12 protein-coding genes are annotated in these 14,511 nt (G+C 69.6%); 7 read left to right on the forward strand and 5 right to left on the reverse strand.

What is annotated here, in order from left to right:
* Positions 1-82: 82 nt before the first annotated feature.
* Positions 83-841 carry an enoyl-CoA hydratase family protein gene (locus ABIA38_RS39285; protein ID WP_424643753.1) on the reverse strand — a complete coding sequence of 253 codons (759 nt, stop codon included), beginning with the start codon at positions 839-841 and terminating at the stop codon, positions 83-85.
* Positions 842-1,056: 215 nt separating this feature from the next.
* On the opposite strand from ABIA38_RS39285, the gene ABIA38_RS39290 reads away from it, so the two are divergent.
* Positions 1,057-1,860, forward strand: coding sequence for an SDR family oxidoreductase (locus ABIA38_RS39290; protein ID WP_424643754.1), 804 nt, complete (start codon positions 1,057-1,059; stop codon positions 1,858-1,860).
* A gap of 4 nt (positions 1,861-1,864) precedes the next feature.
* Positions 1,865-2,515, forward strand: coding sequence for a TetR/AcrR family transcriptional regulator (locus ABIA38_RS39295; protein ID WP_424643755.1), 651 nt, complete (start codon positions 1,865-1,867; stop codon positions 2,513-2,515).
* A gap of 123 nt (positions 2,516-2,638) precedes the next feature.
* On the opposite strand, the gene ABIA38_RS39300 is transcribed toward ABIA38_RS39295, so the two are convergent.
* Entirely contained in the window at positions 2,639-3,769 is a 1,131-nt protein-coding gene (locus ABIA38_RS39300) for an acyl-CoA dehydrogenase family protein (protein WP_424643756.1), read from the reverse strand.
* Positions 3,770-4,012: 243 nt separating this feature from the next.
* Here ABIA38_RS39300 and ABIA38_RS39305 point away from each other — a divergent pair, with 243 nt between their 5' ends.
* The 4 genes from ABIA38_RS39305 (at position 4,013) to ABIA38_RS39320 (ending at position 9,835) form a co-directional block, all read left to right on the forward strand.
* Complete coding sequence (locus tag ABIA38_RS39305; RefSeq protein WP_424643757.1) at positions 4,013-5,530, forward strand: class I adenylate-forming enzyme family protein; 1,518 nt, start codon at positions 4,013-4,015, stop codon at positions 5,528-5,530.
* 210 nt (positions 5,531-5,740) lie between these two features.
* On the forward strand, positions 5,741-7,936 hold the full coding sequence (locus ABIA38_RS39310; RefSeq protein WP_424643770.1) for an acetate--CoA ligase family protein: 2,196 nt from the start codon (positions 5,741-5,743) through the stop codon (positions 7,934-7,936).
* 251 nt (positions 7,937-8,187) lie between these two features.
* Positions 8,188-9,078 carry an enoyl-CoA hydratase/isomerase family protein gene (locus ABIA38_RS39315; RefSeq protein ID WP_424643758.1) on the forward strand — a complete coding sequence of 297 codons (891 nt, stop codon included), beginning with the start codon at positions 8,188-8,190 and terminating at the stop codon, positions 9,076-9,078.
* A gap of 202 nt (positions 9,079-9,280) precedes the next feature.
* Entirely contained in the window at positions 9,281-9,835 is a 555-nt protein-coding gene (locus ABIA38_RS39320; RefSeq protein ID WP_424643759.1) for a flavin reductase family protein, read from the forward strand.
* A gap of 62 nt (positions 9,836-9,897) precedes the next feature.
* Here ABIA38_RS39320 and ABIA38_RS39325 read toward each other — a convergent pair whose 3' ends face one another.
* The 3 genes from ABIA38_RS39325 to ABIA38_RS39335 all read right to left on the reverse strand — a co-directional run bounded on the left by ABIA38_RS39325 (position 9,898) and on the right by ABIA38_RS39335 (position 13,343).
* Complete coding sequence (locus ABIA38_RS39325) at positions 9,898-11,559, reverse strand: solute symporter family protein (protein WP_424643771.1); 1,662 nt, start codon at positions 11,557-11,559, stop codon at positions 9,898-9,900.
* Positions 11,560-11,612: 53 nt separating this feature from the next.
* Complete coding sequence (locus ABIA38_RS39330; RefSeq protein WP_424643760.1) at positions 11,613-12,059, reverse strand: DUF485 domain-containing protein; 447 nt, start codon at positions 12,057-12,059, stop codon at positions 11,613-11,615.
* A 693-nt stretch (positions 12,060-12,752) separates the two neighbouring features.
* The gene (locus ABIA38_RS39335; RefSeq protein WP_424643761.1) at positions 12,753-13,343 is read right to left on the reverse strand and encodes an ATP-binding protein; all 591 of its coding nucleotides are present in this window, start codon (positions 13,341-13,343) and stop codon (positions 12,753-12,755) included.
* A gap of 129 nt (positions 13,344-13,472) precedes the next feature.
* Here ABIA38_RS39335 and ABIA38_RS39340 point away from each other — a divergent pair, with 129 nt between their 5' ends.
* Positions 13,473-14,324: a helix-turn-helix domain-containing protein gene (locus ABIA38_RS39340; RefSeq protein WP_424643762.1), complete on the forward strand. Its 852-nt coding sequence runs from the start codon at positions 13,473-13,475 to the stop codon at positions 14,322-14,324.
* Positions 14,325-14,511 lie beyond the last annotated feature (187 nt).

Consider the following 14,511-nt stretch of genomic DNA (forward strand, 5'->3'; position numbering starts at 1 on the left):
TCGAGGTGTCCGCTTCGCGCCCCTCGGTACTGTGCTCGCCCGGGGGACGACCTCCGGACCCCCGGCAAGGGGGTCTCGGCGCTCACTTCGAGGTGTCCGCTTCGCGACCCTCGGTGAAGGCGTCGCGCAGTTCGTCCGACACACCGGTCAGGTTCAGCTCGAACGTGAAGCCCTGCTCGTAGCGATACGAGCGCTTGACGTCGACCGGGTCGATGCCGTTCAGCGACGCCTTCGCGGCGCGGATCACGGTCGGGCTCTTCGCGGCGATCGTGCGGGCCACCTCGAACGCGGTCTCGACCAGCTTGTCCCGGTCGACCAGCTTGTAGATCGAGCCGTAAGCGTGCAGTTCGGCCGCAGGAGCGTGCTCCGACGTGTAGACCATCTGCCGCATCCGGTGCTGCGGGACGAGCCGGGCCAGGTGGGTGGCCGCGCCGAGCGCGCCGCGGTCCACCTCGGGCAGGCCGAAGAACGCGTCGTGCGAGGCGACCACGATGTCCGCGTTGCCGACCAGGCCGATCCCGCCGCCGACGCAGAACCCGTGCACCGCGGCGATCACCGGCACCTCGCAGTCGTACACCGCCGCGAACGCGTCGAAGCAGCCCTTGTTGGCCGCCACCAGCGCGTCGAAGCCCTCGGTGTTCGACATTTCCTTGATGTCGACGCCGGCGTTGAAGCCGCGCCCCTCGGCCCGGAGCACCACGGCCCGGACCTGCGGATCGCGGCTCGCGTCGCGGAGCCGGTCCGCGAGTTCGAACCAGCCGGCGACGGTGAGCGCGTTGACCGGCGGTGCGTCCAGCACCACCTCGGCAATGCCCTCACGCACCTCGTAACGGATAGCCATGGCAACCAGATCCATTCGGCCGCGTGCGTCGGATCGGCCGGCGGTGCGCCCGGGTACCGGCGGGTGCGGCCGACGCGGCCGTCCGGTCGTGAGAGGCACATCACCACCCGATCTGACTGATCGTCAGATTTCTGCCACCATAGTTGACCCCGAGCGACCCACGCCAGACACACCGAGCGTGGCGCCCACGACACCGCAGACCTTCAGGAGGCGCCATGACGTCCGTCGGCAACCCGCTCGACATGGCCGGCCGGGTCGTCCTGGTCACCGGCGGCGGCAAGGGCATCGGCCGGGGCATCAGCGAACGTTTCCTGGCCGCCGGCGCCGACGTCGTGGTCTGCTCGCGCCGCGAACCGGAGACGCTGCCGGCGGCCGGCGGACGCACCGCCGCCTACACCCCGGCGGACGTGCGCGACCCCGACACGGCCTGTGCCGCAGTGGAGTTCGTCGAACAACGCTTCGGCCGCCTCGACGTGCTGGTGAACAACGCGGGCGGCGCGCCGCACACCGACGCGGCCACCGCGTCGCCGCGCTTCTCCCGGGCGATCATCGAGCTGAACCTGCTCGGCCCGCTGTATTTCGCCCAGGCCGCACACCGCCTGATGCACCGTCAAGAGAGCGGCGGGGTGATCGTGAACATCTCCAGCGTGAGCGGCGTGCGCCCCTCGCCGGGCACCGCGGCCTACGGCGCGGCCAAGGCCGGGATGAATTCGCTCACCCGCTCGCTCGCCGTCGAGTGGGCGCCGAAGATCCGGCTCAACTCCGTGGTGGTGGGCCTGGTCCGGACCGAACAGGCGCACCTGCACTACGGGGACGAGGCCGGCGTACAGCGCGTCGCGGACACGATTCCGCTCGGTCGACTGGCCGATCCGAGCGATGTCGCGGACGTGTGTCTGTTCCTCGCGTCGCCGATGTCACGGTACGTCAGCGGAGCGGAACTGCTCATGCACGGCGGCGGGGAAATGCCCGCTTTCCTCCGTGCGGCGGACAGCGGAACCGATCATGCGCCCGTAAACTGACGGCATGACAGGACAAGTTCGCACCGTCGACGGCCGCGTCGCCGGGCGACGCGGACAGGCGACGCGGCAAAAGCTGCTCGACTGCCTCCGCGAGATGCTCGACACGTCTCCGTACCGGGACGTCAAGGTCATCGACGTCGCCCGTATGGCAGGCACCTCTCCCGCCACCTTCTACCAGTACTTTCAGGATGTCGAGAGCGCGATCCTGGAGATCGCCAACGACATGGCCAAGGACGGCCAGCGGCTGAAGACTCTCGCCGAGGACCAAAACTGGGCCGGCAAGGGCGGGTTCGCCGCCGCCGAGGCCCTGGCCGACGGATTCCTCGAGTTCTGGCGGGACTACGAGCCGATCCTGCGGGTGGTCGACCTGGCCTCGGCCGAGGGTGACAAGCGCTTCTACAAGGTGCGCCAGAAGATCCTCACGGCGGTCACCGGCTCGCTCACCGAGGCGATCGAGGGCATGCAGGCCAAGGGCAAGGTCGGCGACGACGTCATCCCGAACGCCATGGCGGGCACGCTGGTCGCGATGCTGGCGGCGGTGGCCGGGCACCAGAAGGGCTTCGAATCCTGGAACATCAAGATGAAGGACGTCCGCCCGGCGCTCAGCACGCTGGTCTACATGGGCGTCACCGGGAAAAAGCCGCCGACGCGTTAGGCCTGTCGGCGAGTCGGATTCGAGGCACGACTCGGCTTTCGGCCGGGCGTGTTGTCCTCAAACGCCGGGCGGGCTGATGTCAGCCCGTCCGGCGTTTGAGGACGGCAAGCCGAAACCGGCGGCCTAGATCCCGGCCAGCTCCGCGATCCGCGCGCGCTGTGCGCTCCTCTCACCGAACAGGTGCGCCGACGTGATGGCCCGCTTCAGGTAGAGGTGGCAGTCGTACTCCCAGGTGAAGCCGACCCCGCCGTGCAACTGGATCATCTCCTCGGCGACATGCCGGTACGCGGCGGTCGCCGTGGTCATCGCCAGCGGTGCCATCACCGCCAGTTCGCCGGGCGCGTCGAGCCCCGCCGCCTCCGCCTCGGTCGCCGCCCAGGCCGCGTAGTACAGCGCCGAGCGGGCCGTCTCGACCTCGACGTACAGATCCGCGCAGCGGTGCTTGATCGCCTGGAACGAACCGATCGGCCGGCCGAACTGCACCCGGCCCTTCGTGTACTCCACGGTCAGCTCCAGGCAGCGCGCCGCACCGCCCACCGCCTCCGCCGCCACCGCGATCTCGGCGAGCGCCAGCACCCGTTCCAGGGCCGCGTCGGCCCCGACCGCGCCGAGCAACCGCGCGGGGGTGTCCACGAAGGTCAACCGGGCCTGCTTGCGGGTCTGGTCGAGCGTCGGCAGCGCCGCCCGGCTCAGCCCGGCCGCGTCCCGATCCACGGTGAACAGCGCCAGGTCGCCATTGACCCTTGCCACCACCACGACCAGATCCGCGATCAGTCCGTCGATCACATGCGTCTTGACGCCGTCCAGGCGCCACCCGTCGCCCTCGGCCCGCGCGGCCAGCTCCACCGCGCGCACATCCCGGCGGCCCGGCTCGGCCAGCGCGAAGGCGCCGAGCGTGCTGCCCGCCGCGATGCCCGGCAGGTACTCGGCCCGCGCCGCCGCGTCGCCCGCGTGCGCGAGCGCGTACGCCGTCAGCACCGACGACGCCAGGAACGGTGAGGGGAAGAGCGAGCGGCCCATCTCCTCCAGGGCCACCACCAACTCGGTGAAGCCGAAGCCGACCCCGCCGTACTCCTCCGGAATCGCCAGCCCGGCCAGTCCGGTCTGTTCGCACACCCGCCGCCACACTGCGGCGTCGTAGCCGGTCTCGGTGGCCATCACCGCCCGGATCGCGGGCGAATCGCTGTGTTTGTCGAACACGTCCCGGAGCGCTTTGCGGATCTCCTGCTGCTCATCGCTGAACTCGACGTCCACGTACCGCCAACTCCTCGACACTCAGGTCACGCGGGTCCGGGTCCGGTTGCCCGGCCCGAGAACCGGGTCGGCCCCATTGACGATCCGGCAGCCCGCGAGCACCAGTATCTGACACACCGTCATACCCTTGGAACATTGCTTTCGTCACACCTCCGAAACGTCGCCTTACCCCGGGCGTGTCGTGTTGTGTGGCATACACCACCCCCACGCCGATACTTCGGGCGCAGGCCGAAGGGACCCGTTGTGACCGTTCTCGCCCAGGTGCTTCGTGCGGCAGCCCGACGCTTCCCCGAGCGGCGGGCCCTCGTGCACGGCGGAACCGGGTTCAGCTACGCCGACCTGGACGCGGTCACCGACCAGGTCGCCGCCGGGCTGGCCCGGCGCGGGGTCCGGCCGGGTCGACTGGTCGCCCTCGTGCTCCCGTCCGGGCCCGAGTACGTGATCGCCTACACCGCACTGGCCCGCCTCGGCGCGATCACCACGGGGGTGGGACCGCGCTACACCCCCGTCGAGCGCGCCGCGATCCTGGCTCGGGCCGCGCCGGACCTGGTGCTTGCCACCGAGGAGTTGGCCGAGGGTGTCCCGGCCGGCCCCGAGACGATCCGCTGCGTGCCGGCCGGCGCCGCGCGCGACGTGTGGGCCGAACTTCGGCTCGACACGATCCCGCCCGCGCCGCCGGTGACCGGGGCTCGGGACCCGGACCTGCCCGAGACGGTGGTATTCACCTCGGGCACCACGGGCACCCCCAAAGGTGCCCTGTTCACCTCCCGGCAGATCGCCGCGATCACCACCCTGGACACCGGGGACCGCTGGGGCGAGGGCGGCCCGCAACTGGTCGCCACCGGCCTGCCGCACGTCGGCTTCATGACCAAGCTGGCCGGCTACCTCAAGATGGGCGCGACCCTGCACATCCTGGGCCGCTGGCGGGCCCAGGACGCGCTGCGCGTCGTGGCCCGGGAGCAGATCCCCTACCTCGGCGGGGTGGCCGCGCAGGTCTCCCTCCTGCTCGGCCGACCGGAGTTCGACAGCTACGATCTCGCCCACGTGCGCGGTCTGATCGTCGGCGGCGGGCCGTCCCCCGCCGCGCTCGTGCACGAGGCCCGGACCCGGTTCGGGGCGGGCTACTCGATTCGCTACTCGTCCACCGAGTCCGGCGGGCTCGGCACCCTCACCGCCTTCGACGCGCCCGACGCCGAGGCACTGCATACGGTCGGCCGTCCCCGACCGGGCATCGAGGTGGAGATTCGGCACCCGCGGACCGGCACCGTCCTGCCGGTCGGCGAGGAGGGGCAGATCTGCCTGCGGTCGCCCGCCGTGATGGCGGGCTACTGGCGCGACCCGGAGGCCGGCGCCGCCGCCCTCGACGGGGAGGGTCGGCTGCGTACCGGCGACCTCGGCCGGCTCGACCAGGCCGGTTGCCTGCGGATCACCGGGCGGATGACCGAGATGTACATCCGCGGCGGATACAACGTGTATCCGCAGGAGGTGGAGGCGGTCCTGCTCGACCATCCCGACGTGGCCTCGGTGGCGGTGGTGCCGCGGCCCAGTCGGGTGATGGGCGAGATCGGTGTCGCGGTGGTGGTGTCACGTGCCGCATCCGGGCCGTCACTGGCCGCGTTGCGCGAGTTCGCCGCCGCGCGACTGTCCGCCCACAAGCTCCCCGAGGCGATCCGGGTGGTGTCGGCGCTCCCGTTGACCGGCATGGACAAAGTGGACCGCAGATCCCTGACCGAGCACGAGAAGTCCTTCGGGGACGTTTAGTAACCGCGCGATGACCAGCAGATATCCACAACATGTTTGACAAAGTCAGCAAATGTCCAGGTGATCGGACAGATGCGTCGGGACCGGGCCGGTGAGACAGTGGACAGCCCTGACGTCCCATCAGCAAGCTAACTGACTAACCGTCAGCTCGATTCCAGTGTCGATCGGATCTGGCGGCGACGAAAGATCGAAAAAGGGACGGGCGCGATGATGCTTCACGACAGCAGAGGACACCACTTCCCGGGGCACACTCGAACCAGCGTCACCGCGAACGCGGATCCGTCGGCCGAACTCGACGTGACCGGCCGCCCGCTCGCGCTCCGCCCCGCCGACCTGGACCGCTTCTTCCGACCCCGCACGGTCGCGGTGATCGGCGCCTCGGACACCGAGGGCCGACCCGGCGCCCGAATCACCGCACAACTGATCGCCTGGGCCGAGCGGGTGGGCGCGCGGTTGTTCCCGGTCAACCCCAAACACGAGCGGATCGCCGGCCGGCCGTGCCACGCGGACATCTCGGCGGTGCCCGAACCGGTCGATCTCGCGGTCGTCCTGGTCGGCGACCCGGCCGAGGTACTGGAGCAACTCGCGGGCGCCGGCGTGGGTTTCGCGGTCGTGTTCGCGGCCGGCTTCGCCGAGGCGGGCGCCGCGGGAGCCGAGGCGCAGGCCCGACTCGCCCGGCTCACCTCGGGCGGCTCGCTGCGCCTGCTCGGGCCGAACACCAACCTCAACGCGTTCGAGGAGTTCCGTACCGACCTGGACGGGCCCGCGATCGCGCTGATCACCCAGAGCGGGCATCAGGGCCGGCCGGTCTTCGCCGCGCAGGAGATCGGCATCCGGGTCTCGCACTGGGCCCCGGTGGGCAACGAGGCCGACCTGGAGATCGCCGACTTCGTCCGGCACTTCGCCGACCAGGAGGAGGTCGGGGTGATCGCGGCCTACGTCGAGGGCTTCAAGGACGGCCGCACCTTCGCGCTGGCCGCCGACCATGCGGCCCGGCAGGGTGTACCGGTGGTGGTGGTCAAGGTCGGCCGGACCGAGACCGGCGCGCGGATGGCCCAGTCGCACACCGGCAAGCTGACCGGCGGCGACCGGACCGCGTCGGCGGTGTTCCGCCAGTACGGGGTCACCCGGGTCGACGGCCTCGACGAACTGATCGACACGTCGCAGCTGTTCGCGCGTACCAGGACCCCGATCGCGCCGGGGGTCTGCGTGTACTCGATCTCCGGCGGCACCGGGGCGCACATGGCCGACCTGGCCGCGGCCGAGGGCCTGACGGTCCCTCAACTCGACCGTACGACACAGGAGAAGCTGCACGCCTGGATCCCGCCGTACCTGACCGTGTCCAACCCCGTGGACAACGGCGGACACCCGGCGGGTGACGAGCGGGGCCGCAAGATCATCGACGCGATCCTGGCGGACCCCTCGATCGGCGTCCTGGTCTGTCCGATCACCGGCGCGTTCCCGCCGATGAGCGACCGGCTCGCGCAGGACCTGGTGGACGCGGCGGAGGCCACCGACAAGGTGGTCTGCGTGGTGTGGGGCTCGCCGGTGGGCGACGAGGACGCGTATCGCCAGATCCTGCTCAAGTCGAACAAGGTGGTGGTCTTCCGCACGTTCGGGAACTGTGTCCGGGCGCTGCGGGCCTACTTCGACTACCACCGCTTCCGCACCCAGTACACGTCGCCGTTCGAGGACGTACCGCGCATCGCGTCGCCGGCCGCCGCGAAGGCGAAGCGGCTGTTGTCCTCGGGCAAGCCGCTGTCCGAGCACTCGGCGAAGCAGCTGCTGCGCACGTACGGGATCCGGGTGCCGCGCGAGCAGTTGGTCACCTCCGCCGCGGCGGCGGTGCGGGCGGCCGGGCTGATCGGCTACCCGGTGGTGATGAAGGCGTGCGGGCCGCAGTTGCCGCACAAGAGCGATCTGGGCCTGGTCAAGCTCGGCCTGCGCTCGGCCAGCCAGGTCCGGGACGCGTACCGCGAGATCACCGACGCGGCGAAGGAGGCCGGTGCGGGTCGCCTCGAAGGTGTCCTGGTCTGCCAACAGGTGGACCGCGGCGTGGAAATGGTGGTCGGCATCTCCCACGACGACCTGTTCGGCCCGACGGTCTCGGTCGGCCTGGGCGGCATCTTCGTCGAGGTCTTCGACGACATAGCCATCGGCGTACCCCCCTTCGGCGCCTACGAGGTAAAGCGCATGCTCGGCGAACTCCGCGGCCTCAAATGCCTCCAGGGCATGCGCGGGCAACCCCCGGCCGACCTGGACGCACTGGTCGACGTGGTCATGCGCGTGCAGCGCATGGCGCTCGAACTGGGCGACGAGTTGGCCGAGTTGGACATCAACCCGCTGATGGTGATGCCGAGGGGCGGCGGCACGGTCGCGCTGGACGCGTTGGCGGTGGCGCGGTAGGCCCCGGCCGCCGACCGGGGTGGCCTCGAACGCCGGCCGGGCTGCTGATCGGTCCGGCCGGCGTCGAGGCGACAGCCGAGCCTGACCGGGGTCCGAGGCCACCGTTCAGCCCGGCGGGCGTTTGGGGCCAACCCGGACCGACCAAGACGCAACGTCGGACGCAAACCATCCAGCCCGGCCGGCGTTCGAGGCCACATTTCAGCCCGGCCGGCGTTCGAGGCCACCCAACCCAGCAAGGAGCCAACGCACACATGACCACCAACACCGACCAAGAACTCCTGCACCGCGTCAGCGCCGGCGTCCTGTGGCTCACCCTGAACCGCCCAGCGGCCAGCAACGCCATCACCTGGTCCCAACGCGAACTCCTCATCGAGCTGCTCGCCGAGGCGTCCGCCACCGAGGCGGTCCGCGCCGTCGTCCTCACGGCCGCAGGGCAAAAGCACTTCTGTACCGGCATGGATCTCCGCAGCAGCCCCGGCACCAAGTCCCTGCTCGCCGCCGAGGAGGCCAAGCAGGCCGAGGCCACCGCCGACACCGACACCCACACCGACGACGCCACCCCCCAACCCCCCGCCCGCCCCGCCGGCTATGCCACCCGCATGATGAAGACGGGCGTGCAACGCCTCACCAACGCCGTCCTCGACTGCGAGAAGCCCGTCATCGCCGCGGTCAACGGCACCACCGCCGGCTATGGCATGAGCCTGGCCCTCGCCTGCGACCTGGTCATCGCTGCCGAGTCCGCCCGCTTCATCCAGATCTTCACCCGCCGCGGCCTGGTGCCCGACGGTGGCAGCGCCTACCTGCTCCCCCGCCTGGTCGGTCCGCAGAAGGCCAAGGAGCTGATGTTCTTCGCCGACGACCTGCCCGCCGCCGAGGCACTGCGGATCGGCGTGGTCAACCGCGTCGTACCGGACGACGACCTGCAGGCCGTCACCCGCGAATGGGCCGAACGCCTGGCCACCGGCCCGACCCGGGCCTACGCGTACACCAAGCAGCTGGTCAACCGCTCCCTGGACACCGACCGGGTGGCCGCCTTCGACGAGGAGGCGCAGATCGTCGAGCTCAACATGACCTCCCGCGACGCCAACGAAGGTGTCGCATCTCTCATCGAACGCCGCAAGCCGGAGTACTACGGCTGGTGACCAAACGCCCGGCCAACCGCCCGGCCAACCCCCCAGCCGCTCGCCCACGGCCCGCCGACGGGCGGATGTGCCTTGCGCCACAAGGCAACTGACGCGTCGTCAGGTGTGACGAAGGACCCCCTCTCCTTTGATTGACGCAAGGAAATCGGGTGACGTAGCGTCACAGTCCCGACGCCCCAAGACACCTGCGAGGAAGTCCACCATGGGCCAGATCGACGCAGCGAGCACGAAGCCGGCGGACCCCGCGGCCATTGCCCTGCCGCAGGGCGACGGCATCGTCGAGGCCGCCACGTTCCGACACGTCCTCGGCCACTTCGCCAGCGGCGTGACGGTGATCACCGCGCTCGACGGCGACACCCCGGTGGGCTTCGCCTGCCAGTCGTTCGCGTCGCTCTCGCTCGACCCGCCGCTGGTCACCTTCTTCGTGGCGAAGACGTCCACCACGTGGCCCCGGATCCGGCCGGGCGGCCGATTCTGCGTGAACGTACTCGCCGAGGACCAGGAACTCCTGTGCCGAGGCTTCGCGGTCAGCGGCGCGGACAAATTCGCCGGCGTGGCCCACTCCCCCACGCCGACCGGGTCACCGCGCCTGGACGACGTACTCGCCTGGATCGACTGCACCCTGGAAAGCGTCATCGACGGCGGCGACCACGAGATCGTCATCGGCCGGGTCCAGGCCCTCGACGCCCCCCGCGTGGAGTGCGCCCCGCTGCTGTTCTACAAGGGCCGCTTCGGCCACCCCAGCACCAACGTGTAGTACCGATCCGGACCCGCCGCCCAGGCCACGGGTCCGGATCGATACCCACCGAAAGCCCAACCTCAGTGCGCGCCGGCCCCGGTCAACGCCCGGACCTCCAGCTCGGCGAACCTACGGTCGTCGTCCTCGTCCCGCCGCCGCCGCGCGGACAACGCGCCGATCGCCGCACAGGCGAAGCCGACCGGGATCGAGATGATCCCCGGGTTCTCCAACGGAATGGGCGCGGTCGCCGTACAGCTGAACAACGCCGTCGCGTTGCCCACATCCTTGCGGTCCTTCGAAACCCCGCAGTCGTCCGCCTGCTTGGCCGTCAGCTGCTTGATCGCGGGCTTCGTCTCCGTCGCCCCACCCCAGCAGATCGGCGAAAGCAGCACCACGACCACCGAGGTGACCAGGCCGCCGTAGATGCCGAACACCGCGCCGCGCGTATTGAAGTTCTTCCAGAACAACGAGAACACGATCGCGGGCAGATTCGCCGAGGCGGCGATCGCGAACGCCAGCGCGACCAGGAACGCCACGTTCAACTCCCGGGCGAACACGGACAGGACGATCGCCGCCGTGCCGATCACCAGCGCCGCGATCCGGGCCACCCTGACCTCCTCGGCGTCGGTGGTCCGGCCCTTGCGGAACACGTTGGCGTACAGGTCGTGCGCGAACGACGAGGACGAGGCCAGCGTCAACCCGGCCACCACCGCCAGGATCGTCGCGAAGGCCACCGCCGCGATGAAGGCCAGCATCAGCGCACCGCCGGTGGTCCCCGCGCCGCCGCCCAGGTGTTCGGCGAGCCGGGTCGCGGCGGTATTGCCGGTCGGGTCGGCCTTCTTGATCTCCTTGCTGCCGATCAGCGCCGCCGCGCCGAAGCCCAGGATCAGCGTCATCAGGTAGAACACCCCGATGATGCTGATCGCCCAGGTCACCGACCGGCGCGCGACCCGGGCGTTGGGCACGGTGTAGAACCGCACCAGGATGTGCGGCAGGCCGGCCGTACCGAGCACCAGCGCGAGCCCGAGCGAGATCAGGTCGATCTTCGACCAGCCGTCCGTGGCGCCGTACTTGAGCCCCGGCTGCAGGAACGACTCGCCCGCCCCCGACTTGTTCGCCGCGGTGCCGAGCAGATCCGCGATGTCGAAGTGGAACTTGGCCAGCACCCACACGCACATCACGAACGCGCCGACCATCAGCAGCCCGGCCTTGACGATCTGCACCCAGGAGGTGCCCTTCATGCCGCCGACGGTGACGTAGACGATCATCAGCGCGCCCACTGCCGCGATCACCGAGATCTGCGCGGTGTCGCTCTTGACGTCCAGGAGCAGTGAGACCACCGAGGCCGCGCCGACCATCTGGGCGAGCAGGTAGAAGATCGACACGACGATCGTGGACACGCTCGCGGCCATCCGTACCGGCCGTTCGCGCATCCGGTTCGCCAGTACGTCGGCCATGGTGAACCGGCCGGAGTTGCGCATCGGTTCGGCCACCAGGAGCAGTGCCACCAGCCACGCGACCAGGAAGCCGATGGAGTACAGGAATCCGTCGTAGCCGGACAGCGCCAGGATCCCGGCGATGCCCAGGAACGACGCCGCCGACATGTAGTCGCCGCCGATCGCCAGCCCGTTCTGCAGGGCGGAGAACGAGCGGCCACCCGCGTAGAAGTCGGCCGCGGTGCGGTTTAGCCGACTGGCCCAGAAGGTGATGCCCAGGGTCACCGCGACCAGCACGGCGAACATCGCGAACGTCCAGCCCCGGTTGCTGGATTCGGCGGCGAGTTCGAGAGAAAGGTTCACGCTTGGAGTTCCTCTCGCAGTTCGGTGGCGACGGGGTCGAGTCGGGTCCGCGCGAATCGCGAATAGGCCCAGGCGATCAGGAACGTCGAGACGAACTGGAGCAGGCCGAACACGAGGGCGACGTTGATGTGGTTCGTCAGTTCCTTGGCCATGAAGTCGCGCGCGTAGGCGGACATCACCACGTACAGCAGGAACCACGCGAGGAATGCGGCGGTGACCGGGAAGATGAAGGACCGCTGCCGCTTCTTCAGCGCGCCGAATCGCGGATCCTGCTCCATTTCCAGATACCCGGTGCGGTCGTCGACGTACGGGGGGCGCGGAGCCGGTGCGGACCCGGTGCCGGGTGCGGACCCGGTGCCGGGTGCGGGCTCGGACCCGGAGTCGGCCGTGGCGCCGGGCTCGGGGGGACGGTCGTGCGGATCTTCGTCGTGCGGAGTCGGCATGGGGCGGTAGGGCTCCTCTCCAGCGGACACCCCGCGCGTGGCCCGAGGCGCCGATCGGGTACCTGACCGCGGTCCGTGGGACCTGGGGCCGCAGCGGAGCGAGTTTAGAGGCGCCGCCGGGACACGCGGAACCTATCCGATCAACCGAAAAGGAGATGGCAGGGTTACGCGAATACCCCACAAATTCCAGCAGCCCCCAGAATCGACCGAACCTGCCGAAGAAATAACCGAAGCCGACCGAAGCAATATCAATCCAGCCCGCAAAAGCCCGCATCGATCAACCTCGACCACACCCGAACCACATCAATCACCGGCGCACAAGCACAAGCACATACGCAACCAGGCCAAGGCGTAGGGAAGTTCGCCGCCGAGCCGAGCCGAGCCGGCCCGGCCCGAGGCGGAGCGGTTCGTCCACCTCGACGTCGACGTGGCGGCAAGCACGCCGGACTGTTGTCGTCCGCCATCCACTCGCGCGGCCGCACGATCACCGGGGCCTATCGCACGGCACTCGCCGAGCCCACATCCGCCGCCCATGCGATCCCGTGACGCCGAAGGAGGCCAAACTCCGGCAGCGCCTCCGGGACCAGGTCCGCCGGCCCACGGAGACCGAGTGCTCGAGCAAGATCAAGTGCTCGGCACCAACAGCCGTTCCGCCGTTCCCGTGTTCCCCTGTTCCCGGGGACCGTACGCGGATCACCGCCGACCGAGCCCCACAACCACGGACTTGCCACCGCCGGGCCGCGCCACCACCGCCCACGCGGCGGCAACCCGATCCACCAACAACATCCCCCGCCCACCACAGGCGGTCCGCCCCGGCAAACCGACCCTGGGCCGCCCGGCACCAGGATCGGACACCGCAAGCCAGTAGTAGCCATCCGCAGTCCAAAGCACGACCTCGACCCGGCGAGCCCCCGGCCCACCACCCGACCGAAACCCGTACCGCACCGCGTTGGTCACCAACTCCGAGGTCACCAACACGAGTTCATCGGCAAGCTCCGGCGGGCAGTCCCGCAGCAACGCGGCCGCAACGGCCCGCCGAGCACACCCGACCGAAACCGGTTCGACGGGAAAGCTCCAGTGGGATGGAACGGGTGGAATGGATGGTGGGCACGGAACGACTGAGCAGAGGGATCCGGACATGACCAACTCCTCGGCAGCGCAGGCCAGATGGCGACAAGAACGCGATGAACGCAGAGCACGACGAAGCCGGTGGCCTACCTCCCCAGACGCAGGCACACCCGTCCTGGGGCAGGCGGGCATACTCGTGCGGTGCACTTCCGGCATCGCTTTGCGTAAGCAGTGCGGTACTTACCGTAGAGCCTTGGGGGCACATGTGCCACCTGGTCACAAAAGACCGTTGGACCACGATCCGGCAGCGAGGCACACTGAGCGGCATGTACGCAGGGAGTGCGCGTGGCGCCGAGGAGTAACCCAACTGCCCGCCAGCAGCGCCTGGGCGCCGAGCTTCGCAAACTACGCGAGGCTGCGGGCCTGTCCACGGAGCAGGCAGCCGCAGCGTTGGCGACGAACCGAACCGTCATCACCAGCACCGAAGCCGGCCGACACGGGATCAGTCCCGAACGCGTACGGCGGATGGCCTACAACTACGACTGCACGGACCGGGAGTTGATCGACGCCCTCGCCGGAATGGGTGCCGATCGTACGAAGGGCTGGTGGGACGAGTTCCGGGACGTACTACCTCCGACGTTCCTCGACATCGCCGAGTTGGAGTGGTTCGCCACGGGCCTGCGGATGACCACGTTGGCCCACGTCCCCGGCCCTTTCCAGACGGAGCCGTTCGCCCGTGCCCTCTTCGAGGCGGCCATACCGGCGCTCCCCGAAGACGAGTTCGAGGCTCGCGTCTCCCATCGGATCCAACGCCACCGCGTGTTCGACCGGCCGGACGCGCCCACGTACACCGCCATAATCCACGAGGCCGCGCTGCGCATCGAGGTCGGCGGACGCCGCGTTCTGCGCGAACAACTCGGACGCATCCTGGAGATGGCGGACCGGGACAACATCACCATCCGGGCCATCCCGTTCTCGGCCGGAGCGTTCCCGGGTTCCGGCCAGTCGTTCGTGTACGCCCAGGGCCAGGTACCGAATCTGGACACGGTCCAACTCGATCGCACCGGCGTCGCCGAGTTCCTCCACCTCGGCGCGCAACTCCGCAAGTTCAGCCTCCAACTCGACCAAATGGAGCGGATTTCCCTGTCCACGAACCGGACACGCGATCTGATCCACGCCATCACGAAGCAGCTCTAGGAGAACGCATGCGCGACACCAACATCGACTGGAATGAACCCTTCTGCCAGGACTCCGGCAACTGCTTCCGCCTCGGCACCGACGCCGACGGGAACGCCTACATCGCCGTCGCCGGACACGAAGACACCTACATCACCGACACGACGGACGCCCTCCGCACCCTGATCCGCGACATCAAAGCCGGCAA

Source organism: Embleya sp. AB8 (genome assembly GCF_049739465.1).
In the GTDB taxonomy this organism is placed as follows: domain Bacteria; phylum Actinomycetota; class Actinomycetes; order Streptomycetales; family Streptomycetaceae; genus Embleya.

Coding starts and splice junctions, on each gene's coding strand:
- ABIA38_RS39285 (WP_424643753.1), bottom strand. CDS start 841: ATGGCTATCCGTTACGAGGTGCGTGAGGGCATTGCCGAGGTGGTGCTG.
- ABIA38_RS39290 (WP_424643754.1), top strand. CDS start 1,057: ATGACGTCCGTCGGCAACCCGCTCGACATGGCCGGCCGGGTCGTCCTG.
- ABIA38_RS39295 (WP_424643755.1), top strand. CDS start 1,865: ATGACAGGACAAGTTCGCACCGTCGACGGCCGCGTCGCCGGGCGACGC.
- ABIA38_RS39310 (WP_424643770.1), top strand. CDS start 5,741: ATGCTTCACGACAGCAGAGGACACCACTTCCCGGGGCACACTCGAACC.
- ABIA38_RS39315 (WP_424643758.1), top strand. CDS start 8,188: ATGACCACCAACACCGACCAAGAACTCCTGCACCGCGTCAGCGCCGGC.
- ABIA38_RS39320 (WP_424643759.1), top strand. CDS start 9,281: ATGGGCCAGATCGACGCAGCGAGCACGAAGCCGGCGGACCCCGCGGCC.
- ABIA38_RS39325 (WP_424643771.1), bottom strand. CDS start 11,559: ATGTTCGCCGTGCTGGTCGCGGTGACCCTGGGCATCACCTTCTGGGCC.
- ABIA38_RS39330 (WP_424643760.1), bottom strand. CDS start 12,059: ATGCCGACTCCGCACGACGAAGATCCGCACGACCGTCCCCCCGAGCCC.
- ABIA38_RS39335 (WP_424643761.1), bottom strand. CDS start 13,343: ATGCCGGAAGTGCACCGCACGAGTATGCCCGCCTGCCCCAGGACGGGT.